The organism is Arthrobacter pascens, assembly GCF_030815585.1.
Classification (GTDB): domain Bacteria; phylum Actinomycetota; class Actinomycetes; order Actinomycetales; family Micrococcaceae; genus Arthrobacter; species Arthrobacter pascens_A.
This window is the reverse complement of sequence record NZ_JAUSWY010000001.1, coordinates 2024719-2043335: the sequence shown is the minus strand read 5'-3', so window position 1 is coordinate 2043335 and position 18617 is coordinate 2024719. Positions and strand designations below refer to the sequence as shown.

Annotated in this window: 15 protein-coding genes; 11 read left to right on the top strand and 4 right to left on the bottom strand. The window is 63.0% G+C overall.

Going from position 1 to position 18617, the window contains the following annotated elements; genetic code table 11:
- Nucleotides 1-31 precede the first annotated feature (31 nt).
- The gene (locus QFZ30_RS09565) at nt 32-1468 is read right to left on the bottom strand and encodes a GH32 C-terminal domain-containing protein (protein ID WP_307075623.1); all 1437 of its coding nucleotides are present in this window, start codon (nt 1466-1468) and stop codon (nt 32-34) included.
- 316 nt (nt 1469-1784) lie between these two features.
- Here QFZ30_RS09565 and QFZ30_RS09560 point away from each other — a divergent pair, with 316 nt between their 5' ends.
- Both QFZ30_RS09560 and QFZ30_RS09555 read left to right on the top strand, forming a co-directional pair.
- Nucleotides 1785-2420, top strand: a complete 636-nt coding sequence (locus tag QFZ30_RS09560; protein WP_307075621.1) for a dihydrofolate reductase family protein — start codon at nt 1785-1787, stop codon at nt 2418-2420.
- An 83-nt stretch (nt 2421-2503) separates the two neighbouring features.
- On the top strand, nt 2504-3007 hold the full coding sequence (locus QFZ30_RS09555) for an AAA family ATPase (protein ID WP_307075619.1): 504 nt from the start codon (nt 2504-2506) through the stop codon (nt 3005-3007).
- A 140-nt stretch (nt 3008-3147) separates the two neighbouring features.
- Here the strand turns inward: QFZ30_RS09555 and arfB are convergent, their stop codons facing one another.
- Complete coding sequence (gene arfB / locus QFZ30_RS09550) at nt 3148-3570, bottom strand: alternative ribosome rescue aminoacyl-tRNA hydrolase ArfB (protein WP_307075617.1); 423 nt, start codon at nt 3568-3570, stop codon at nt 3148-3150.
- Between the two features lie 72 nt (nt 3571-3642).
- On the opposite strand from arfB, the gene QFZ30_RS09545 reads away from it, so the two are divergent.
- On the top strand, nt 3643-3864 hold the full coding sequence (locus QFZ30_RS09545) for a nucleotidyltransferase domain-containing protein (RefSeq protein WP_307075615.1): 222 nt from the start codon (nt 3643-3645) through the stop codon (nt 3862-3864).
- Between the two features lie 404 nt (nt 3865-4268).
- Here QFZ30_RS09545 and QFZ30_RS09540 read toward each other — a convergent pair whose 3' ends face one another.
- Nucleotides 4269-4571: an antibiotic biosynthesis monooxygenase family protein gene (locus QFZ30_RS09540; RefSeq protein ID WP_307075613.1), complete on the bottom strand. Its 303-nt coding sequence runs from the start codon at nt 4569-4571 to the stop codon at nt 4269-4271.
- A gap of 66 nt (nt 4572-4637) precedes the next feature.
- Between QFZ30_RS09540 and QFZ30_RS09535 the strand changes: the two genes are divergently transcribed.
- Nucleotides 4638-5111 carry a YybH family protein gene (locus QFZ30_RS09535; protein WP_307075611.1) on the top strand — a complete coding sequence of 158 codons (474 nt, stop codon included), beginning with the start codon at nt 4638-4640 and terminating at the stop codon, nt 5109-5111.
- A 40-nt stretch (nt 5112-5151) separates the two neighbouring features.
- Here QFZ30_RS09535 and QFZ30_RS09530 read toward each other — a convergent pair whose 3' ends face one another.
- Complete coding sequence (locus QFZ30_RS09530) at nt 5152-6165, bottom strand: CapA family protein (protein ID WP_307075609.1); 1014 nt, start codon at nt 6163-6165, stop codon at nt 5152-5154.
- Nucleotides 6166-6424: 259 nt separating this feature from the next.
- On the opposite strand from QFZ30_RS09530, the gene QFZ30_RS09525 reads away from it, so the two are divergent.
- The 7 genes from QFZ30_RS09525 to QFZ30_RS09495 all read left to right on the top strand — a co-directional run bounded on the left by QFZ30_RS09525 (nt 6425) and on the right by QFZ30_RS09495 (nt 18579).
- Complete coding sequence (locus tag QFZ30_RS09525; protein WP_307075607.1) at nt 6425-7765, top strand: phosphoribosyltransferase family protein; 1341 nt, start codon at nt 6425-6427, stop codon at nt 7763-7765.
- A 295-nt stretch (nt 7766-8060) separates the two neighbouring features.
- Nucleotides 8061-9110: a LacI family DNA-binding transcriptional regulator gene (locus QFZ30_RS09520; RefSeq protein ID WP_307075605.1), complete on the top strand. Its 1050-nt coding sequence runs from the start codon at nt 8061-8063 to the stop codon at nt 9108-9110.
- A 421-nt stretch (nt 9111-9531) separates the two neighbouring features.
- Nucleotides 9532-10527: an ABC transporter permease gene (locus tag QFZ30_RS09515; RefSeq protein WP_307075603.1), complete on the top strand. Its 996-nt coding sequence runs from the start codon at nt 9532-9534 to the stop codon at nt 10525-10527.
- Nucleotides 10524-11522, top strand: a complete 999-nt coding sequence (locus tag QFZ30_RS09510) for a carbohydrate ABC transporter permease (protein WP_307075601.1) — start codon at nt 10524-10526, stop codon at nt 11520-11522. Before QFZ30_RS09515 ends, QFZ30_RS09510 begins: the two co-directional genes overlap by 4 nt.
- A gap of 103 nt (nt 11523-11625) precedes the next feature.
- Nucleotides 11626-13182, top strand: coding sequence for a DUF3502 domain-containing protein (locus QFZ30_RS09505; RefSeq protein ID WP_307075600.1), 1557 nt, complete (start codon nt 11626-11628; stop codon nt 13180-13182).
- Between the two features lie 39 nt (nt 13183-13221).
- Nucleotides 13222-15051 (top strand): alpha/beta fold hydrolase, encoded by a 1830-nt coding sequence (locus tag QFZ30_RS09500; RefSeq protein WP_307075598.1) that lies wholly within the window; start codon nt 13222-13224, stop codon nt 15049-15051.
- Nucleotides 15052-15222: 171 nt separating this feature from the next.
- Nucleotides 15223-18579 (top strand): alginate lyase family protein, encoded by a 3357-nt coding sequence (locus QFZ30_RS09495; RefSeq protein ID WP_307075596.1) that lies wholly within the window; start codon nt 15223-15225, stop codon nt 18577-18579.
- Nucleotides 18580-18617 lie beyond the last annotated feature (38 nt).

Genomic DNA, 18617 nt, shown 5'->3' with positions numbered 1-18617 from the left:
CTTTGATTCGAGGCGAAAATGGTGTGCGTTTTTAGTTGTCTGTGCGCTGACGTATCTGAAGTTCGGTAAGAGTTGCGGACCCCTCCCCGGCGAAGACGCCGATCCGCCCGGCCGGCAAGTCGTAGATCCTGGTGCTGAGGGCGACCTGCCGATCCACAACGGCCACACACAAGTCCCCGTCAACGACGAGTTCGAGGGTGTGCTCCCCAGGTGCCAGATCGCAGGGGCGTTCCAGCTCGACGTCGAACGGCATGTCCCCGGAGACATGCCATTGCGCGTCACCGGTGACTTTCCGCGGCCACCGATCGAACACCATGCGGCCGCGCTTCGGTTCCAGGCGCAGAACGTAGGCTTGGTCCCCGTCCTGGCTTGAGCGCAGCAGCAGCCCGCATTCGGTGGTGTCGGGTGCGATGTCCAGTACTGCCGTGGCGTAGAACTGGCTGGGCAGTTCTTCGTCGGAGACGATGGCGGTGTAACCGTCCGGTACTTCCAGTCGTCTGGGCAGTTCGTCTGTCAGGGAAACCGGGATGTCATCCCAGAAGCTGTCAACGAGTTCGTCGGCGAAGGCAAATCCCAGTGTTCCGTCGGTGTTTTGCCGGGCTTCCAGGACGGACATAGTGCCGGCCCACTGCCAGGGCCCGTCGTCGGTGTTGCCCTCCTTGCTGGCAATCCATCCGAAAAAGAAGCGGCGTCCGTCGCGTTCAGCGGTCTTGGATGCGTAGAAGGCGCGGCCGTCGACGCTGTCCAGGTTCGGTACGCGCCATGGACCGTCGGGGCTCTTGGCCATGCGGTAGCGGGTCGTGAACGATTCGGAGAATTCCGAGTAGACCATGTACCACCAGTCGCCCCAGGCGAAGACGTCCGGGCATTCATGGGTGATGTAGCGGCGTGGGTCCCAGAACGGTTCCGTGTGCTGCCAGGTCACCAGGTCGCTGGAGACGCACTGGGCTATAACACCGCGGCGGCGATCGGGCCCCGCGGAGTGCCTTGCCGCCAGCAGCATCCGCCACTGGCCTGTGATCTCGTCCCGGAACACGAACGGATCCCGCCAGTCGCCGGACTCGTAGCCGTCCGGGGCGCCGAAGGTGAGTTCCGGGTGCTTCACCCAGGTCTGCATGGCATCGGTGCTCGTGGCGTGCATGACGAGCTGAAGGGGCGCACCGTCCGGTCCGACGTTGGCCGGGTTTTGGCCCGTGTAGAACAGATGGTGGATGCCGGTGCCATCGACGACGACGCTGCCTGTGTAGGCGTTGAAGTCCAGGTCGATTTCACTTCCGTGCTGGAGGGAAACGCCCTGGTCCTCAAACTGTGTGAGGTCTTTGGTGGTGACGAGGTTCCACGAGGTTCCCGGCTTCGGGTCTGTGCGGACCTCGTGAAGATAGAAGAGCCAGAACTCCCCGTCCTTCTCGAAGGGGATGAGATCTCCGACCCATCCATGGGTGGGCTGGAAGAAGACTGAGCGTTTCATCGCGGTGATGTCCATTCTGCTAAAGCGTTTTACCATCTGCAACCTAGCGTTAATTCGGATGCTGATCAAGCGTTTTAGCAAAGTCGATGTTGTGTAGGGTTTCGCACAGCCAGGCAGTCCTTTCGTGAGTCAACGAGACCCCTTGAACGTCTGATCGCTCGAGGGATAGCATTGCCGGCACGGGCGTCGATGCCGCACCTGGACAGCATGGTGCCGGTCCTGGACTTGAGGGTAGGGCGCTCGGCTAGGCCCGGAACCGGCTGTCCCTGGACGAAGGGCCCACGGGACACCGACGTCGAAGATCGAGGAGACTGCCATGGGCGAGACAACCGCAGAGGCGTCATCAGCGGGCCTGATGATCGACCTGATCATCTCCCTGGACGGCTATGCCTCGGCTGAGGGGTGGCCCGGCTGGTGGGGTCTGGAGGGGCCGGAATACCTGGCTTGGCTGGAGAAGGAGGGGGAGAAGGAGTACACCTTCCTCTTGGGGGCGAACACATATCGGCTGATGTCCAGCATGTCTGAGGAAGCCGCAGCCGAGGACTCGGGATTCTCCGAGGATGAGGGGGCCAGCCTGACCGGCCTTGTCGCCGTGCCCAAGATCGTCTTCTCCTCCACCCTGAAGGCTCCCCTGACATGGCCGAACTCGGAACTGGTCACCGGGGACGCGGTCGCGGCTGTGGCGGAGATGAAGCGGACAAGGACCGGCCCCTTGAGCACCCTCGGCAGCCTCAGCCTCAGCCGGTCGCTGCTGGCCGCTGGCCTGGTGGACAGGTTCCGGCTGGTCGTCTTTCCGGTGATCACGGGCCGCACCGGGCGGGAGCGGATCTACGACGGCTATCCGGACGTCTCGCTCGAGATGGTGAACAGCAGAACCTTCGACGGCCGGCTCCAGCTGCTGGAGTACGTCCCCACCGTGCTCAGCGGACCGCCGGGCAGCGGTCCGAGGTGAGTCAATCCGGGGGAATCCCTCGGGTCGATGAGGGCGGCGTCCACCCCGACGGCGTTGGGCCAGCTGTCCCGGCGCGCCGCCTCGTGCTCATCATCGGACCGATCGCCTCAGGAAAAAGCACGTTGGCGACCACCCTCGCTGACAAGCTGCGCAGCAGCGGCGAGGCGGTGGTGGTGGTCGGGCTGGACACCGTGGCCGAGATGGCCTTGCCAACACTGGCTGACTGGACCTGGGCGCACGAGGTCCATGGGCAGCTAGTTGGTGCCTGGCTGGAAAAGCCGATCCCGACCGTGATCGCCGAAGGGCCTGGAACACCTGAGGAGGTCGAGCAGATCATGCGTCATGTTGGCTCGGACGTCAGCGTCCGGAAGGTGCTGATTACAACGAGGTACGAAACCGCCCTGGCACGCGCCACCGCCGACCCGACCCGTGGGATATCAAAGGACCCGGAATTTCTGCGGCGGATGCACCGAAGGTTCGAGCAGACGCGGCCGGACATTGCCCATGACCTCCACTTCGACACCGAGGAATTATCCTCGAATGAAATTGCGCAGCGGGTCATGGAGGGACTTCCCAAGCTGCGATAGTCGCCCGGGGGGCGTTCAAAGTAATCTTTTCCGTCTGCCCGAAGGAATCTCCATCCCGAGTTCGCCTATTTCAGCGCGAACAGGTCTCTATCCAAACGTTGCCGGGTCCCCGCGGCTGGAATTTGTCGACTGGATGGTGGCTACTCGGCGGACGGCCGCTGTCGTTGCCGTTTGGTCGCCGACCGCTGTTCTTTTGCGGCGAGACGCCGGCGGTTCGAACCCCGGGTGGGTTTCGTCGCCCGTCGGGGAGCAGCTTCGGGAGCGAGACCCTCTGCCACGAGGTCGGCGAGCTTGGCCAGGGCGATCTCGCGATTGCGCAGCTGGGAGCGCCGCTCGGAGGCTGTCACAGTGATCACTCCGGCGATGAGACGTGGTTCGAGACGCGTGATCAGCATCAGGCGCTGGCCGTCGGTAAGCGCCGCGGAGTCTCCGATGTTCCACGAGAGCTCGACGCGGCTGTCCGAGGTGTTGACGTGTTGACCGCCTGGCCCGGACGAACGCGAGAACCGCCAGCCGAGTTCCGACGTGGGAATCGTGAGCGCGGGTGACACCTCCAAATCCATGCAACCAGCGTTGCACAATATGGGCGCGGTCGGTGCCTGGAAGGGCTAAGTGGAGCTGCTTAGACTTCGAGCATGCTTGATCACAATGAGATCGTTCGGCTGTATGGGCCCTGGCCGCATCGGACCCCGGCCGATGCGGTCGACCTCTTCAGCGGATACCCCGGGTTGTGGTGGATCGCTGGCGGATGGGCGATCGAGGCATTCGCGGGGATACCGCGCCCACATGGCGACCTGGATCTGAGCATCCCGCGCTCCGACGTCGGCCTGCTGCGAGAGCACCTCAAGCAGCGGTAGGACGTATGGGCTGCTGACAAGGGGAGCCTCCGCCCACTCGCCGGCCAGGTAGACGAACCGCTTCCGCCGACGTGTGGGAATCTGTGGGTGCGTGCGAGTGGAGCAGATCCATGGGAGTACGACGTCATTCTCATGGACGCGACCAGTTCGACGTGGATCTACAAACGGGATGCGCGTGTAAGCCGTCCAACCGAGGATATTCTTTGGAACCGCGACGGGATCAACTATCTGCTGCCTGAGATCCAGTTGTTGCACAAGGCCCCGGGTCTCCGGCCGAAGGACCAGGCGGACTTCGAGGCCTGTCTGCCGTTGCTAAACGCAGCCGGCCGACGATGGCTCCGGTCAGCCTTGGATGTCGCCCATCCCGGCCACCCGTGGCTCAACGAACTCTAAGCCCGGGCACTCTACCGCGCATCAGAGTTGACCAGCTCGTAGTGTTCGACGTTGGGAAACGGCTCGTAGAAGCGGTGCAACAGCTCGCGCCACTGCTGATACTGGGCGGATCCCCTGAAACCAACGGTGTGATCCTCCAGACTGTCCCATTTCACGAGCAGTAAGTATGTGCTGGGAGTTTCGATCGAACGCGAGAGCGACAACGAGACAAATCCGGGCATCGAGGCAATGATCAACCGGGCCTGATCGAACGCCTCCTCAAAATCTTCTTCCAGCCCGGAAATGACGGGTAGCAACGCGTGTTCGGTAATCATTGGGCAAGTCTGGCAGATTCCCTTGACTGATGGGTGCACTGGTTGTCCGCTGGCGCCGGGGAGCGGATGATTGGCCTCGGAAGGATCTCTACGGGGGAGCGGAGGCGTGAGATGTCGGTGGACTTCGATAGGGCAGTCACGGATTCCCGGCGCGCGCTGGACGAAATTCTGCGCGGCAATGCAGGCGGCTACAAGGAGCTCTACTCCCGGCGGGACGAGATCACCTTGGGCAACCCCTTTGGCGGCTTTGGCCGTGGGTGGGACGGCGTAGAGGAGCAGCTGGACCGCGCCGCGTCGTACTACCGCGACGGAGAGGCTACGAGTATCGACACGATCAGCCAGGTCGTTGGTGCGGACATCGCCTATTGCGTTCTCATCGAGCGGGGCAGGGCCAAGGTCGGCGGCAGCTCCGAAATCAGCGATCTGGCCGTTCGGGTCACATGTGTCTACGCACTCGAGGACGATGGCTGGAAGTTGGTGCATCGTCACGCCGACCCGCGGGTGGGTCTGCTTCCTGCTGAGGCAGTCCTGCAGGCATGACCGCAGATCTCAAGACTGCAGATCTTCAGCTGGTGACTTCCTAGCCGGGATTGACGGCGAAGGACCTGTTCCCCGGCTGATCTGTGCCGAACCGTATTTCCAAGACATTTTCGCCCTCGATCCAGCTGCTCCGCGTGCCGAGTTGGCTGCTCAGCTGTTGCATCCGCCCGGAAATTTCCCTGGCGTTGCGACGGGCGAGCCGGGTTTGTAAGCGGATGATGTTCGTCGGATGCAGGCGTAACGTGCGGGGCACGCCTCCGGTCGTTTCCAAGAGGAAGACGAATGACTGGTCGTTGCGTTCATCAGGGTCCACGGCGTAATCATCGATGAAGTCGCCGGCGCTGTAGATAATGGGCCGGTTCCTGTAGATCTCGATGCCGCGGAAAATGTGGGCCGAATGCCCGAACACAACGTCGGCCCCCGCATCCATCAGCGCGCGGGCCAAACTCTGATGCGCGGACGGGACATCGGATCCCCAATTGGCGCCCCAATGGGCCGAGACGATCAGGAGCTGGACCCGGCGCTTCGTCCGCCGGACCAGTTCCAATAAATCCGTCACCCGGCGGTCGCGGGCGTCCACAGGCACGTAGTGGATTCCCGGAGCGCGGACGGTTGCCTCCCAGCCGGGGTGATTGTCAGCAAAAGCAATGAAGCGGGCCACCGCCTGGCCCACCCGTCGGACTACTGGCCGCCGGGCAGCTTCCAGTTCCATCCCTGCCCCGGTCCGCAGGATCCCGTGCTGGTCGAGTGCCGACAACATCTCCCGCAGCGCATCAACTCCGAAGTCCAGCACATGGTTGTTGGCCAGCGATACCACATCGATCCCCGCGGATCTCAGGCTCTCGACGTTCTTGACGTCGGAACGGAAGTGGTACATCTTGCCGGGCATTGGTGTTCCATCGTCGGCGAGGACGCACTCGAGGTTAGAGAACCTGATGTCAGCCTGCCGGAGGAGTGGGAGGGTATCGCCCCAGGGATAGGCTGGGTCGGCCATCCTCAGCCGGTCGTTAACCAGCCGGCCCAGCATGACGTCCCCCAGGAGCGCGATCTGCATGTTCCACCCTCCAACGTTGCACGGCTTTTGCTATCAGGATGGACCGCCTTTCTGTCCGTTGCCAGTTCGATGACGGAGGCGGCCGCCGTCGGACCGCCCAGGGAGCGCTTTGGCTGCTTCTGACCGGAAAAGGCCTCGCTTGGTCCGGATTCGTGAGGGATAGTTGGAGCAGGAGGCCGCTGCGCCTCTGCTCCCTGGCTTGCTGATCTCTTGTCGGGACGGGGCATGCGGCCGCTGACCTGATGGGAACGTCGCGGCGATGGGCATATTTGAGGACAGGGTTGATGCCGGGCGGCAGTTGGGGCTGCGGCTTGCGCATCTCCGCGGCCGCGACGCGGTAGTCCTGGGGCTGCCGCGCGGCGGGGTGCCCTTAGCGTTCGAGGTTGCAGCGGCCCTGGACGCGCCGCTGGATGTGATCGTGGTGCGCAAGTTGGGGGTACCGTTTCAGCCCGAACTCGCGATGGGAGCCATCGGGGAGGACGGCGCATATGCCCTCGACCAGCGCGTCCTCTCCGTCATAAGCGTCAAGCAGGAAGACCTGCGGGCTGTTGAACAACGGGAGCGCCGTCTGCTGGATGATCGGGTGGCACGATTCCGGGCCGGCCGGACCCGCTTTGATCTCAACGGCCGCATCGCGGTCATCGTCGATGACGGGATCGCCACCGGGTCAACTGCCCGCGTGGCATGCAGCATCGCACGCAAACGGGGGGCCGCGAGAGTGATTCTGGCTGTTCCTGTTGCCTCTGCCGAGGTTCTCGCCACAATGACGGAGCCGGACGACGTAGTGTGCCTTGCCACGCCCCGGCACCTCACCGCTGTCGGACACTACTACCGTGACTTCTCACCGACCGCCGACGACGAGGTGGTGCGGCTGCTCCACGCCGCTGCCGAACGTCTGCATCGAGCGCCCTCCACCGCCAGGAGCAACGGGCTCGATGAAGATGTACAGATCCCCTCGGAGGAGGCGTTGCTCCAAGGACACCTGCACCTTCCCGAACCGGCTGCCGGCGTGGTGGTGTTTGCCCACGGAAGCGGCAGCGGCCGCCACAGTCCGCGGAACCAATTCGTCGCCTCGAGGCTCCAGCGGGCAGGGCTGGGCACCTTGCTGCTAGACCTGCTCAGCCCCGGGGAAGAACTCAACCGCGCCAACGTATTCAACATCGAGCTCCTTGCCCGCAGGCTGACCGCGGCAACGGACTGGCTTGGCAGCCGGCAAGAAACTACATCAAGCAGCGTGGGCTACTTCGGCGCGAGTACCGGAGCCGGTGCCGCGTTGTGGGCGGCGGCCGAACAAGGAGCGCAGATCCGCGCCGTCGTCTCAAGAGGAGGCCGACCGGACCTGGCCGGCGCCAGGCTTGCCCTTGTCCGCGCACCCACGCTGTTGATTGTCGGCAGCGCAGATCACGGGGTCATCGAACTCAACCGCCAGGCGCAAACCCTGATGCGCTGCCCCAACCGGCTGGACCTTGTCCAGGGAGCCACCCACCTCTTTGAAGAACCCGGGACACTCGAAGAGGCGGCCATTCTGGCCACGGACTGGTTTGTGCAGTACCTGCTGCCGGGCCAGGGCGGGCGGGCAGCCGAGGCTTCGGATGAATAGCTCTGGGTCTGGTCGCCCAACCTCCCAGGGCGGGGCGGACGTAGGACCGCCATATCCGCAAAGAAGCACATCCCCTCCAGGTCTGCGCTTCTTGCGCTTTTGGAGGCTCCTTCCAGCTTCAAATCGGCCCAAGAGGAGATCGCTGATCTTGTGGCCCCTTCTTGATATCGATATCATTTAGGGGCCACACGGCATGGAAGGCTTGCCACACAGCCGGCCCGCTCCGCCACTGTCCCTGACCCTTCCGGGATAACCTTTCACTCAGAGGCCGACGCTGAACTACGGGGGACTAACCATGAGGATTATCAAGGACGACCGTCCGCCCGTCATTGCTGACGTAGCGAAGCTGGCAGGCGTTTCCGTGCCCACGGTCTCTCGTGTGCTGACGGGCAACATCCCCGTCAGCGAGGAGCGGCGGAAGCGGGTCCTGGCGGCAATCGAGGAGCTGCAGTACCATCCGAGCCCGCTGGCACGGGCTCTCAAGAGTGGTCAGCGGACCATGATCGCCATCTTCGCGGGAAGCACTGAAACGTATGGATACGCATACACGATTGCCGGAATTGAAGAGGCTGCCAAGGCCGCCGGCTACTCGATAGTCATTTCCGCCGTGAAATCGGCAGACCCGTCGGACGTTCAGGCTGCTCTTGAACTCGCCCTCCAGCAGCAGCTCGCCGGAGTCATCGTGTTGGATTTCGATCCCTCGGCTGCGGAGGTGCTCAGGCAGCTGCCGGGAACTGTTCCGACTGTTGCGGCGTCCGGATTCCCGACAGGACAGGCCGGCTTTCCTTACGCCTTCATCGATGAATACGCCGGAGGGCGGGAAGCAACAGAGCATTTGCTCAAACTCGGACACCACACGGTCTACCATCTCGGGCTCTTCCCCCTCAGCCAGTTTTCGGGCCGATACCAAGGCTGGAAGGACGCCCTCACCGATGCCGGGATTGCCCCTCCTCCGGTGCTCGAGGCCTCCCGCGAGGCACTCTCTGGCTACGACCAGGGACTTCGGATCGCCGCCGACCCCGACATCACAGCCGTTTTCTGCTCCAACGACGGCCTTGCTATCGCCGCCCTGCGCGCACTATTGGAGAAGGGTGTCCGTGTCCCGCAGGACGTGTCCATCGTTGGCTGGGACAACCAGCCGTTCAGCCAATTTACGTGGCCTGCGCTGACTACCGTCGCCCCGGATTTCAAGGGTTTGGGCCATAGGGCCTTCGGACTGCTGCAGCAGAGCCTGTCTGCCCCCGAAGACGTTTCCGACTCCACCGCAGTGCCCCGCCTTCTGGAGCGCGAGTCGACGGCGCAAGCGAACATCCGCCGTCGGCACGTTCCGTCACAGACACCCTGACCGGGGTCCCTTCGCGGCGCGCAGCCGCCCCTCTCCCTGGCCGCCCCACGGCATCATGTCCATGCACTGGCCTCAAGCCGGGACGGCGTAGCCAGGGGATCTGTCGCAGATCCACCATCGCCTGTCTCAATCCGACGCAAGGGATTGCGCAATCCGAAATCTGCACTTATTCTGATATCGATATCAGTGATGAGGATCTCATGACGGCTTGCAACTGACATGAGATCCGGCGCCCGTCGCAACACCCGAGACCCGAGCCCCCGTGAACAGTGCGCCCTGGGGGTTCACCGCGTCAGGATAACGTTTTCTTACCCGTTATCCGAGGTAGGTCTCCCCAAGACAGATCCAAGCTCCTGTGGGCGGCACCCCTGGTACTCCGGGAGGCCGAAACGTTCAACTTCTACACTCAAGGGAGAGTGCCATGCCCGAAAGCATGACAGCTCAACAAGGGAAACCTTCACTCAGTGACGAGTCCTCCCGCAAACCGCACATCAAGCGTGCCCGCCCTCGAAGGAGCCGCGGGTCCGGAGTGCTGCTGCTCCTGGCCGCTCCCGGAATCGTGTGGTTCCTCGTCTTCGCCTACGCCCCCATGGCGGGGCTGGTAGTGGCTTTCAAGAATTTCAGTGTCAGTGAGGGCATTTTCGGCAGTCCGTGGAGCGGTCTGGACAATTTCAAGTACTTCATCGAAAGCGGCGACGCTCCGGCCATTGTCCTGAACACCCTGGTGCTGAACGTCCTTTTCCTTGCGGCGACGCTGGGAGCCGGACTGATGCTGGCTATCATGCTCAACGAACTGCGGGCCCGGGTCTTCAAGAAGTTCATGCAGTCCGCGATCTTCTTTCCGTACTTCGTGTCCCCGATCGTCATCAGCATCATCCTGCAGGTCATTCTCGCCGGTGCAGGCGGGCACGGGGGAGCCGTCAACGACGCCCTGGGGATCTTCAGCCTCCCCGAGGTCAGTTGGTACACGGAGGCAGGGCCCTGGCCATGGATCCTCACCATCGTCAAGGTCTGGCAGCTGGGCGGGTACATGTCCGTGATCTTCCTCGCGGCCATCACCGCCATTCCCGAGGACGTCTACGAAGCGGCAATGCTCGACGGCGCCAGCCGGGCAAGGATGGCGCTGTCCATTACGCTGCCGCTCCTGAAGCCAACGGCCGCCATCCTCATTGTGCTCGGCGTCGGAAGAATCTTTTACGGCGACTTCGGCACCATCTTCGCCATCATCGGCGACAACGGCACGCTGTTCTCCACCACGGACGTCATTGACACGTACGTCTTCCGTTCATTGAGGACCATCGGAGACTTCGGCACCACCGCAGCGATTGGCCTGTTCCAGTCAGTCGTCGGGTTCATCCTCGTCACAGCGGCCGTGCTCATCCAGCGCCGCTATTCCAAAGAAAGCAGCATCCTGTGAGCACCTCCACAACTCCATCGATGGTCCAAGGCAACCAGCCGATGTCGATCGGGCTGAAGTCCCCACGGCAGCACCGCCGCGGCTTGTCCAGGATAAAAGGCCCGACGCCGGATGCCCGACTCAGTGGCCGAAGAAAGGTAACACGGATCGAACCGTTCACTGCCGTCAGTTATGTCGGTGTCACCCTTTTTGGTTTCTTTGCCCTGATTCCGTTGTGGATGATCGTTGCGGGATCCCTGACTGCCGAGTCCACGCTGGCCCGCAGCGGCTACAGTTTCTTTCCCGAACCGTTCTCCTTGGATGCGTACGCTGCCATCTTCAGCGGTACGGCGGTGTTCAAAGGCTATGCAGCCACACTGTTCATCACTTTCATCGGCACCGCACTGTCGCTCTGTGCGACGGCGTCGCTGTCCTGGGTGATCGCGCGCCGCATGCCGCGGATCAGCCGGCCGCTGACGATCTTCGCGTACCTTCCCATGCTCTTCTCCGGCGGACTCGTGCCCATGTACCTGCTGGTCACGCAGGTGCTCCAGCTGCAGAACAGCTGGTTCGCCGTCATCCTTCCGCACATGATGGCGCCGTTCCTGGTGTTTGTGGCCGTCAGCTTCTTCCGTCAGCTTCCGGAAGAAATCCTCGATTCCGCCAAGGTGGACGGAGCGGGTGAGCTTCGGGTGTTCTTCGAGATTGTCCTGCCGTTGTCCAAACCGATCCTCGCTGTCATCGGCCTGTTCTACGCCGTGTCCTACTGGAACGAGTGGTTCACGGCAATGCTTTTCATCTCCGATCCGGACAAGTATCCCCTGCAGCTGATGCTGCAGAACCTCATAGCCAACGTCACCAACGCCACCATGCTTCCCGGCTCAGGTTCAACCGCACCGATCTACCAGCTCCGGCTGGCCCTGACGGTGGTCACGATAGGCCCCATCCTGCTCGCCTACCCGTTCGCCCAGCGCTACTTCGTCAAGGGCCTTACGCTTGGCGCCACCAAAGGCTGAGCAGTCTGCACCAGACGTTTCCGTTCCATCTCTCGCGTTCCATCCCTAACCCCAAAAGCAGAACCCTGGCCCCTCGGCGCCGGCGTACAAAGGAGTGCAACACATGATCCCCAACACAGCAGTTTCCCGCCGCGGCTTCCTTGGCCTGGCCGGCGGGCTCGGCGTCGCGGCGGCCCTGGCCGGCTGCGGAACCTCCGGCGGCACCTCCACGGGGGGAGCCGTCTCGGGCACATCAGTGGCGGTCCTTCCCAGCACCGCCCCGGCCACCTGGAACGCGGTTCTGGCCAAGGTCAACGGCAAGCTCAAGGCCGACCTGGGCTTCGAGCTGGACGCCCAGTTCATCAACTGGTCCAACTACCAGCAGCAGTCCCTGCTCAAGTTCACCGCAGGGGAGAAGTTCGATTCCGCCCTGCAGGCACTGTGGCTGAACATGGCGCAGCTGCAGCAAAGCGGCTCGCTTGCCGACCTCACCAACGAGATCTCCAAGTACAAGAACCTTTCCGCCACGCTGCCCAAGAAGCTCCTGGAGTCCAACAGCTGGGACGGCAAGCTGTGGGGGATCCCGCAGGTCAACAGCGCCGCACGTGTCCAGCACTTCGTTATCCGCCAGGACATCGCCGACACCCTCGGCTTCTCCACCATCACCGACTTCGAGCAACTGGAGCGCTTCTTCTACGCCGTGAAGCAGAAGAACGACGGCACGGTCGCTTACGGGGCAGCCTCCAACAGCGGATACCTCCACGCAGTCCCCGTGCCCACAGGAATGTTCAACGCCACCTCCTGGGAGAACCCGGACACCATCGCCCGCGCTTTCAGCGGCAAAGGCATGTTCTTCCTGCTGGCCAAGAATGCGTCCAAGACCGGGTCCTCCGCGCCCAAGGCGTTCTGGGACGACGAAGGTGTGGTTGATGCCCTGCGCCGGATCAGGAAGTACTACAACGACGGCATCATCAACGCCGACGCCCTCAATACTGACGCGGCCACCCTGAAGAGCCAGTGGGCAGCAGGAAAGTACGCCGCGGGCTGGGCCATGACCGACGGCACCTCCAGCAACACACTCACCACCCTGCAGAAGGCCGTTCCCAAGGCAGCCCTGGCCAACATCATGCCGCTCAAGGGCGGGTTGTCGGCCAAGCCAAACCAGACCTTCCAGGCGGACAACCTGGTGGTGGTCAATTCCAAAGGCGGCAACCTGGACCGGACCATGCAGCTGCAGGACTGGCTCTCCATCAAGGAGAACCACGACCTCGTCTGCTACGGCATCGAAGGCACCGACTGGGAACCTGCCGACGGCAACAAGTTCAAGCCGCTCAACGACTATGCCTTCCCCGGCTATGCCCTGGCCTGGCGGCCAAGCCTGGAGCGGAAATCGCTGTCGATCAGCCCCACTGAAGAAAAGATCTTCGACTGGGCACAGAACTTCGACAACTTCACCCTCGACCCCTTCGCGTCCTTCATCCCGGACACCACCCCGGTAAAGCAGCAGGTTGCCGCCATGACCAACGTAATCACGCAGTACGCCAACCCGCTCTTCTACGGCGCTGTCGACGTCGACGACCAGCTGGACAAGCTGAAGAAGGCCGCCGACGGAGCCGGGGTAGCCAAGCTCCAGGAGGAAATGCAGAAGCAGGCCGACGCCCACCTCAAGAAGCAGTCGTGACGCACCGTACTGGAAAATTATCTATGGAGAGGGTTTTGGGTGCTGTCGTATCGACTGTTGCTGCCTGAGGCACCGGCGAGTGCCGTCGTCGTCGCGGTTCATGGCCTGATGGAGTCCGCGGAATGTCTGGAGGCCGCCTTTCCGGACTGGATTTCGCGCCGGTGGGCGGTCCTGGCTGTCGATCTCCGGGGACACGGAGGCTCCCCCCGCTGGTCTGACGAGGATCTTCAGAAGCGTCCCGGCGATGTCATGGTCCAGGACCTCCTGGAAGTCCTGCGGGGCCCTGACCTCCATCGGATAGCGCACCTCCCCGCTCTTTACTACGGGCATTCGGCGGGCGGTTCCGTGGCCGCTGCCGTGGCGGCCGCCTCGCTGGAACAGACGGCTGCCGGATTCCGTCCGGCAGCCGTCCTCCTGGAGGATCCATTCTGGCGGCTTCCGGTCACGCCGCTGCAGGACCGCAGCGTGGCGGAGGAAGCCTATGCGCACCTCATTGATGTCCAATCGCGCACAGCAACCGAACGCGCCGACATCAGAAGGCGGCAGTGGCCGAACTGGAACGAGGCGGAGATTCAGCGCAGCTGCAGGGCGCAGGAGGACTGCGACCCCCGCCTGGTCCTGAACGGCAACGTCATTCCTACGACGCCCTGGCCGGATCTGGCCGCCACGCTGGCGGCTTCCGCTGTCCCCACGCTGATCATCACCGGGACGGTAAGGACCGGCATCACACCCGGGCACCAGCGGATCGCCCGCTCCGCCGGCGCAAGGGTGGAAGTTTTCGACGGCGCATCGCACTTCATCCGCCGCGACATGGAGGACAGGTTCACGCGGACCGCTGCCGCTTTCTTTGCAGAAGCACTGGCGGTGACAGGACAACCGGCACTGAAGCCTGTCGCCATGGCTGTCATGGCACCCGCTGGCCTCCTCTCCAAACTCATGTCGCCGGATGCGATCCGAGACCTGGCGCGGATCGTGGACCTCCGCGGCCCGGTTTTTGAGGACTTCGCTTCCGTGGAGGCGCAAGCGGCGCTGTCCGACGTCGAGATCCTCATCACCGGTTGGGGTTGCCCAAAAATCGGTCTCGATGTCCTGGAAGCCGCGCCGAACCTGCGGGCAATCATCCATGCCGGCGGGGTGATTTCGGACAAGTTGCCGCCCATCCCTGCAGGCCGGAGCATTGTCGGTTCCAACGCCGGCGATGCCAACGGCCGCCCGGTTGCTGAATACACACTGGCCATGGTCCTGCTTGCCAACAAGCAGGCTTTTGAGAGTTCGCACTTGTATGGGCGGCGCCGCGCCGAGATAGACCGTGAACAGGAGTTTCCGGAGGCCGGAAACTACCAGAAGACGGTCGGGCTTGTGGGGGCATCCCGGATCGGGCGCAACGTCGCAAAGTTGCTCCAGCCGTTCCAGCTTGAGGTGCTTTTCTACGATCCATACCTGACCAGTGCGGACGCGGCCGCCCTTGGGGTGGAGCGGGTTTCACTGGAAGAGCTGATGTCCAGAAGCGATGTCCTGTCCGTTCATGTGCCAGTGACACCTGAGACCACCGGGATGATCGGCGGGCCGGAACTGGCGCTGCTGAGGGACGGAGCCACTGTCATCAACACTGCCAGGGGCGAGATCATGGACCAGACGGCGCTCGAGGCAGAGCTGGTCTCCGGACGCATCAACGCGATACTTGACGTTGCTGTCCCGGATGTACTCCCTGCCGACCATGTGTTCTATGACCTGCCCAATGTCTTCCTGACCCCACATATTGCTGGATCCATGGGGACTGAACTGCTTCGGATGGGCGACCACATCGTGGCCGAGCTGCAGCGCTACGTCTCCGGCCAGCCGCTTGCCTATCCTGAGGAACTTTCCTAAGTAAGCCCGCAAGGCCGTTTTCCGGGGGACCCGCGTGGTCCTTTTGGAAGGCTGTGGCCCTTGGCCACGGAGAAGCCGGGCGGCGCCGCGGCGCGCCATGTCACTTCCAAGCACATACCGTTCCGCACTTTTTCATCCCGTGCAGCCCTTTTCACCACATAGGAGTCTGAAATGAAAACAGAGAAGTTTGAATTCAGCCGACGCAGCCTTCTGCACTCTGCAGGCCTGGCAGGCGCGTTGGCTGGCGTCTACCAGTTTGCGTTCATGGCTACAGCGCAGGCGTCCCCGGATGCCGGGCATGACCCTTTCACAGGGGGATCAGGGGCGGGACCAGCTTTTAGCCACCCGGGCATCCTGCATCGCGGTGAGGACCTTGAGCGGATGCGGAAGGCGGTGGCGGCCAAGGAGTCGCCGATGTATGAGGGCTATGCTGCCATGGCAGCCAGCCCGCGGTCTTCGTTTTCCTACGCAGTGCAGAACACCGGCCAGATTGAATCCTGGGGACGGGGACCGTCAAACTTCACCGGCCAAGCGGTTGGCGACGCAGCGGCTGCCTATCAGAACGCGTTGATGTGGGTTCTGACCGGAGATCGTCGGCATGCGGACAAGTCTCGGGACATCCTGAACGTTTGGGCTCGCAGCCTCCGGTTCATCACAGGTGCCGACGGCCAGCTCGGGTCAGGCCTTCAGGGCTTCAAGATGGCGAATGCTGCTGAGCTTCTGCGACATTCAGGGTACGACGGCTGGCCCGAGGAGGATTTTCAGGCGTGCGTACGCTCCCTGCGAACTGTCTGGTACGAGTCTCTCTCCGGCTATGCGCATTTTGCCAACGGGAACTGGGACGATGCTGCGCTGCAAACGATTCTGGCGGTAGCGGTCCTGAGCGATGACAGGGTGATGTTCGAGAACGGGCTTCGCTTTGCTGCCTATGGCTCCGGCAACGGGTCCGTGCTGCACCGCGTGGTCAACGAATCCGGCCAGGGGCAGGAGAGCGGCCGGGACCAGCCCCACGAGCAACTTGGCCAGGGTTTGCTCGGATACTGTGCCCAGGTTGCCTGGAATCAAGGCGTGGATCTTTTCGGAATGGCAGACAACCGGATTCTTGCAGGGTATGAGTACAACGCCCGCTACAACCTCGGCTTTGACGACGTTCCTTTCGTCGCTGATCTGGACCGCACAGGCAAATACCTCAAGGAAAAAGTGTCCCCGACGGGGCGTGGGCAGTTCCGTCCGATCTATGAACTGGCCTACTCCCACTATGTGAGTCGCCTGGGGCTTTCCGCCCCGAACACCACGGCGGTTGTTTTTCGCGGTGCCGGAGGCTCCCGGTTCATTGAAGGTTGGCATGAGGATGATCCGGGCTGGGGAACCCTGACTTATGCCCGTCCAGCCATGGCTGCCGGCGTACCGGCGTCGCTTCCCGGCGTTCCCAGCGGCCTGCGCGCGACCGGGACCGGTGACGGAGTATCGCTGACGTGGGTCGGTTCTGTTGATCCGGTCAGCGGCGCAGCCGTGCAAAGCTATGGAGTCAAACGGGCTGAGGGCAGTGACGGTGCCTTCCAGGTGATCGCCACCGACGTGCCCAACACGGAATACGTGGACCGAACGGCGCGTCCCGGCAGTACGTATATCTACGCTGTCACAGCCACCAATGCGGCGGGTACCACCGATGACTCTGCTGCTGTCGCTGGCACAACGGGACTGCCCGCCGGCTGGGAATCCACAGCAATCGGCATCGGGTCAGGCGCAGGTAATGCGGTCTTCGACGGCGAACGCTTCATTATTGAGGACCAGGGAAGCGACATCGCCGGAAATGCCGACGGCTTCCGGATTACGTGTACCCGCCTTGCGGACGAAGCGGTGGTGACGGTCCGGATCGCACATCCCCCGAGCTCCCAGTACGCCAAAGTCGGTGTGATGATCCGCTCATCCCTTGATGCGGGATCGGCGCATGCAGCCATGCTTCTGCAGGGCCTGCCGTTGCACACCTGGAGCGGCGTCTGGACAATACGGACGACGGCGGCTGGCACCACTACAGGCAGCGGCCGTGTTCCGGTGCCGCCCTCCCAGCAGCTGGCCATTACCGTAAAGGCCGGGTTTCCCATCATGGATCACGGGTCGCTCCCGAAATCCGCCACTCCGTTGGCAGCGCCCTATGTGGAGGGCGCCGGCGACGGCTACCGCCTCCGCATGCCGTATTGGGTCCGGATCGTCCGCGAGGGAAAACGGGTTACGGGGTCGATCTCCCCGGACGGGAAATCATGGGCGGAAGTAGGCTCGGCCGAGCTGGATCTTCGAGGTGATGTGTATGCAGGCCTCGCCAGCTGCTCATGTCTCGGGGAAATGGAGACAGGAACCTCAGCGTTCGACAATGTCTCGGTGGGGGCTTGGTCAGTGCCAAAGCCCGGGCAAACGGCGCAGGGGCTGTCGGCCGCCGTCGGTATCGCTGCGATTGACCTGACCTGGAGCGACCCTGATCCGGCAGCACGCTACGTCATCAAACGATCAGAGTCACCCGGCGGACCATTTAAGGCGATAGCGGGCGACGTCGGCCCTGTGGGGTTTGGTGTTCGCCTGCACTACTCGGATCCCACGGGCGTTCCTGGCCGCGACTACTATTTCAGGCTTGCCAAGACAAACGTCTCTGGCGAAGGTCCGGAAACCGAACCGGTTTCAGCCCGCATGCCTGATGCGGTAAATCCAGTGTTGCAGGGTCCCGTCGAGACCTACGCCACCCTCGGAACGGCATTCGAATACCCGATCCGGTCAACGCCCCCTGCTGGTCGCTATTGGGCGCGGAACCTTCCACCCGGCCTGATCGCCGACAACCGGACCGGTCTCATCTCGGGGACCCCCCGACAGGCGGGCGCATTCGACGCGACTCTGGGTGCCGGCTCCTCGTCAGCAGCCCTGAGGATAACTGTGGGGGAGGCTCTTCCTTCCCTGTGGCACTCCGCTGATTTTGGCGACCTTGTGCTGGATGAACGCGCACTCGGCGCGGTAGGCGTTTTGGCCCTTCGCGTGCAGGGCGTCGCCCACGAGAGTTCCGGGCAATTCGTAGTCCGCGGGGCCGGCCCTGGCCTGAACGTCAACAACCAGGGAATGGTGGCACATGTGGCGCACCAGACGGTGCACGGAGACAAAACAATCACTGCACGCATCGCTGGCCGGGTCGATGCGGGGTCCGGTTCCCGAGTCGGCGTCATCATGTCTAAATCCCTTTCTCCGTTCGACCTCATGGCCGCAACGGTCATCGCTCCCGGGGGAGGCGGCGAGTTCGTCCGTCGTCCGGTGGTGGCCGGGCGTGCCACCATCAGCGCAGGCGCTTCCGGGACGTGGGTGCGGCTGGCACGGACAGGGAACGTATTCGCAGCGGCGGTTTCAGCAGACGGAACCACATGGGCAAGCTTGGCTGAGCAGGACCTGCCGGCCTTCGGCGATGCGCCCTATTACATCGGGCTGGTGGTTTGCTCCGGGGGCCAGAACACTCTCACAACGGGGGCATTCGAGGCCGTAGCCATCTCCTGACAGACGGAGGTCAGCCCAGTTGGCAGGATGCGAACCTG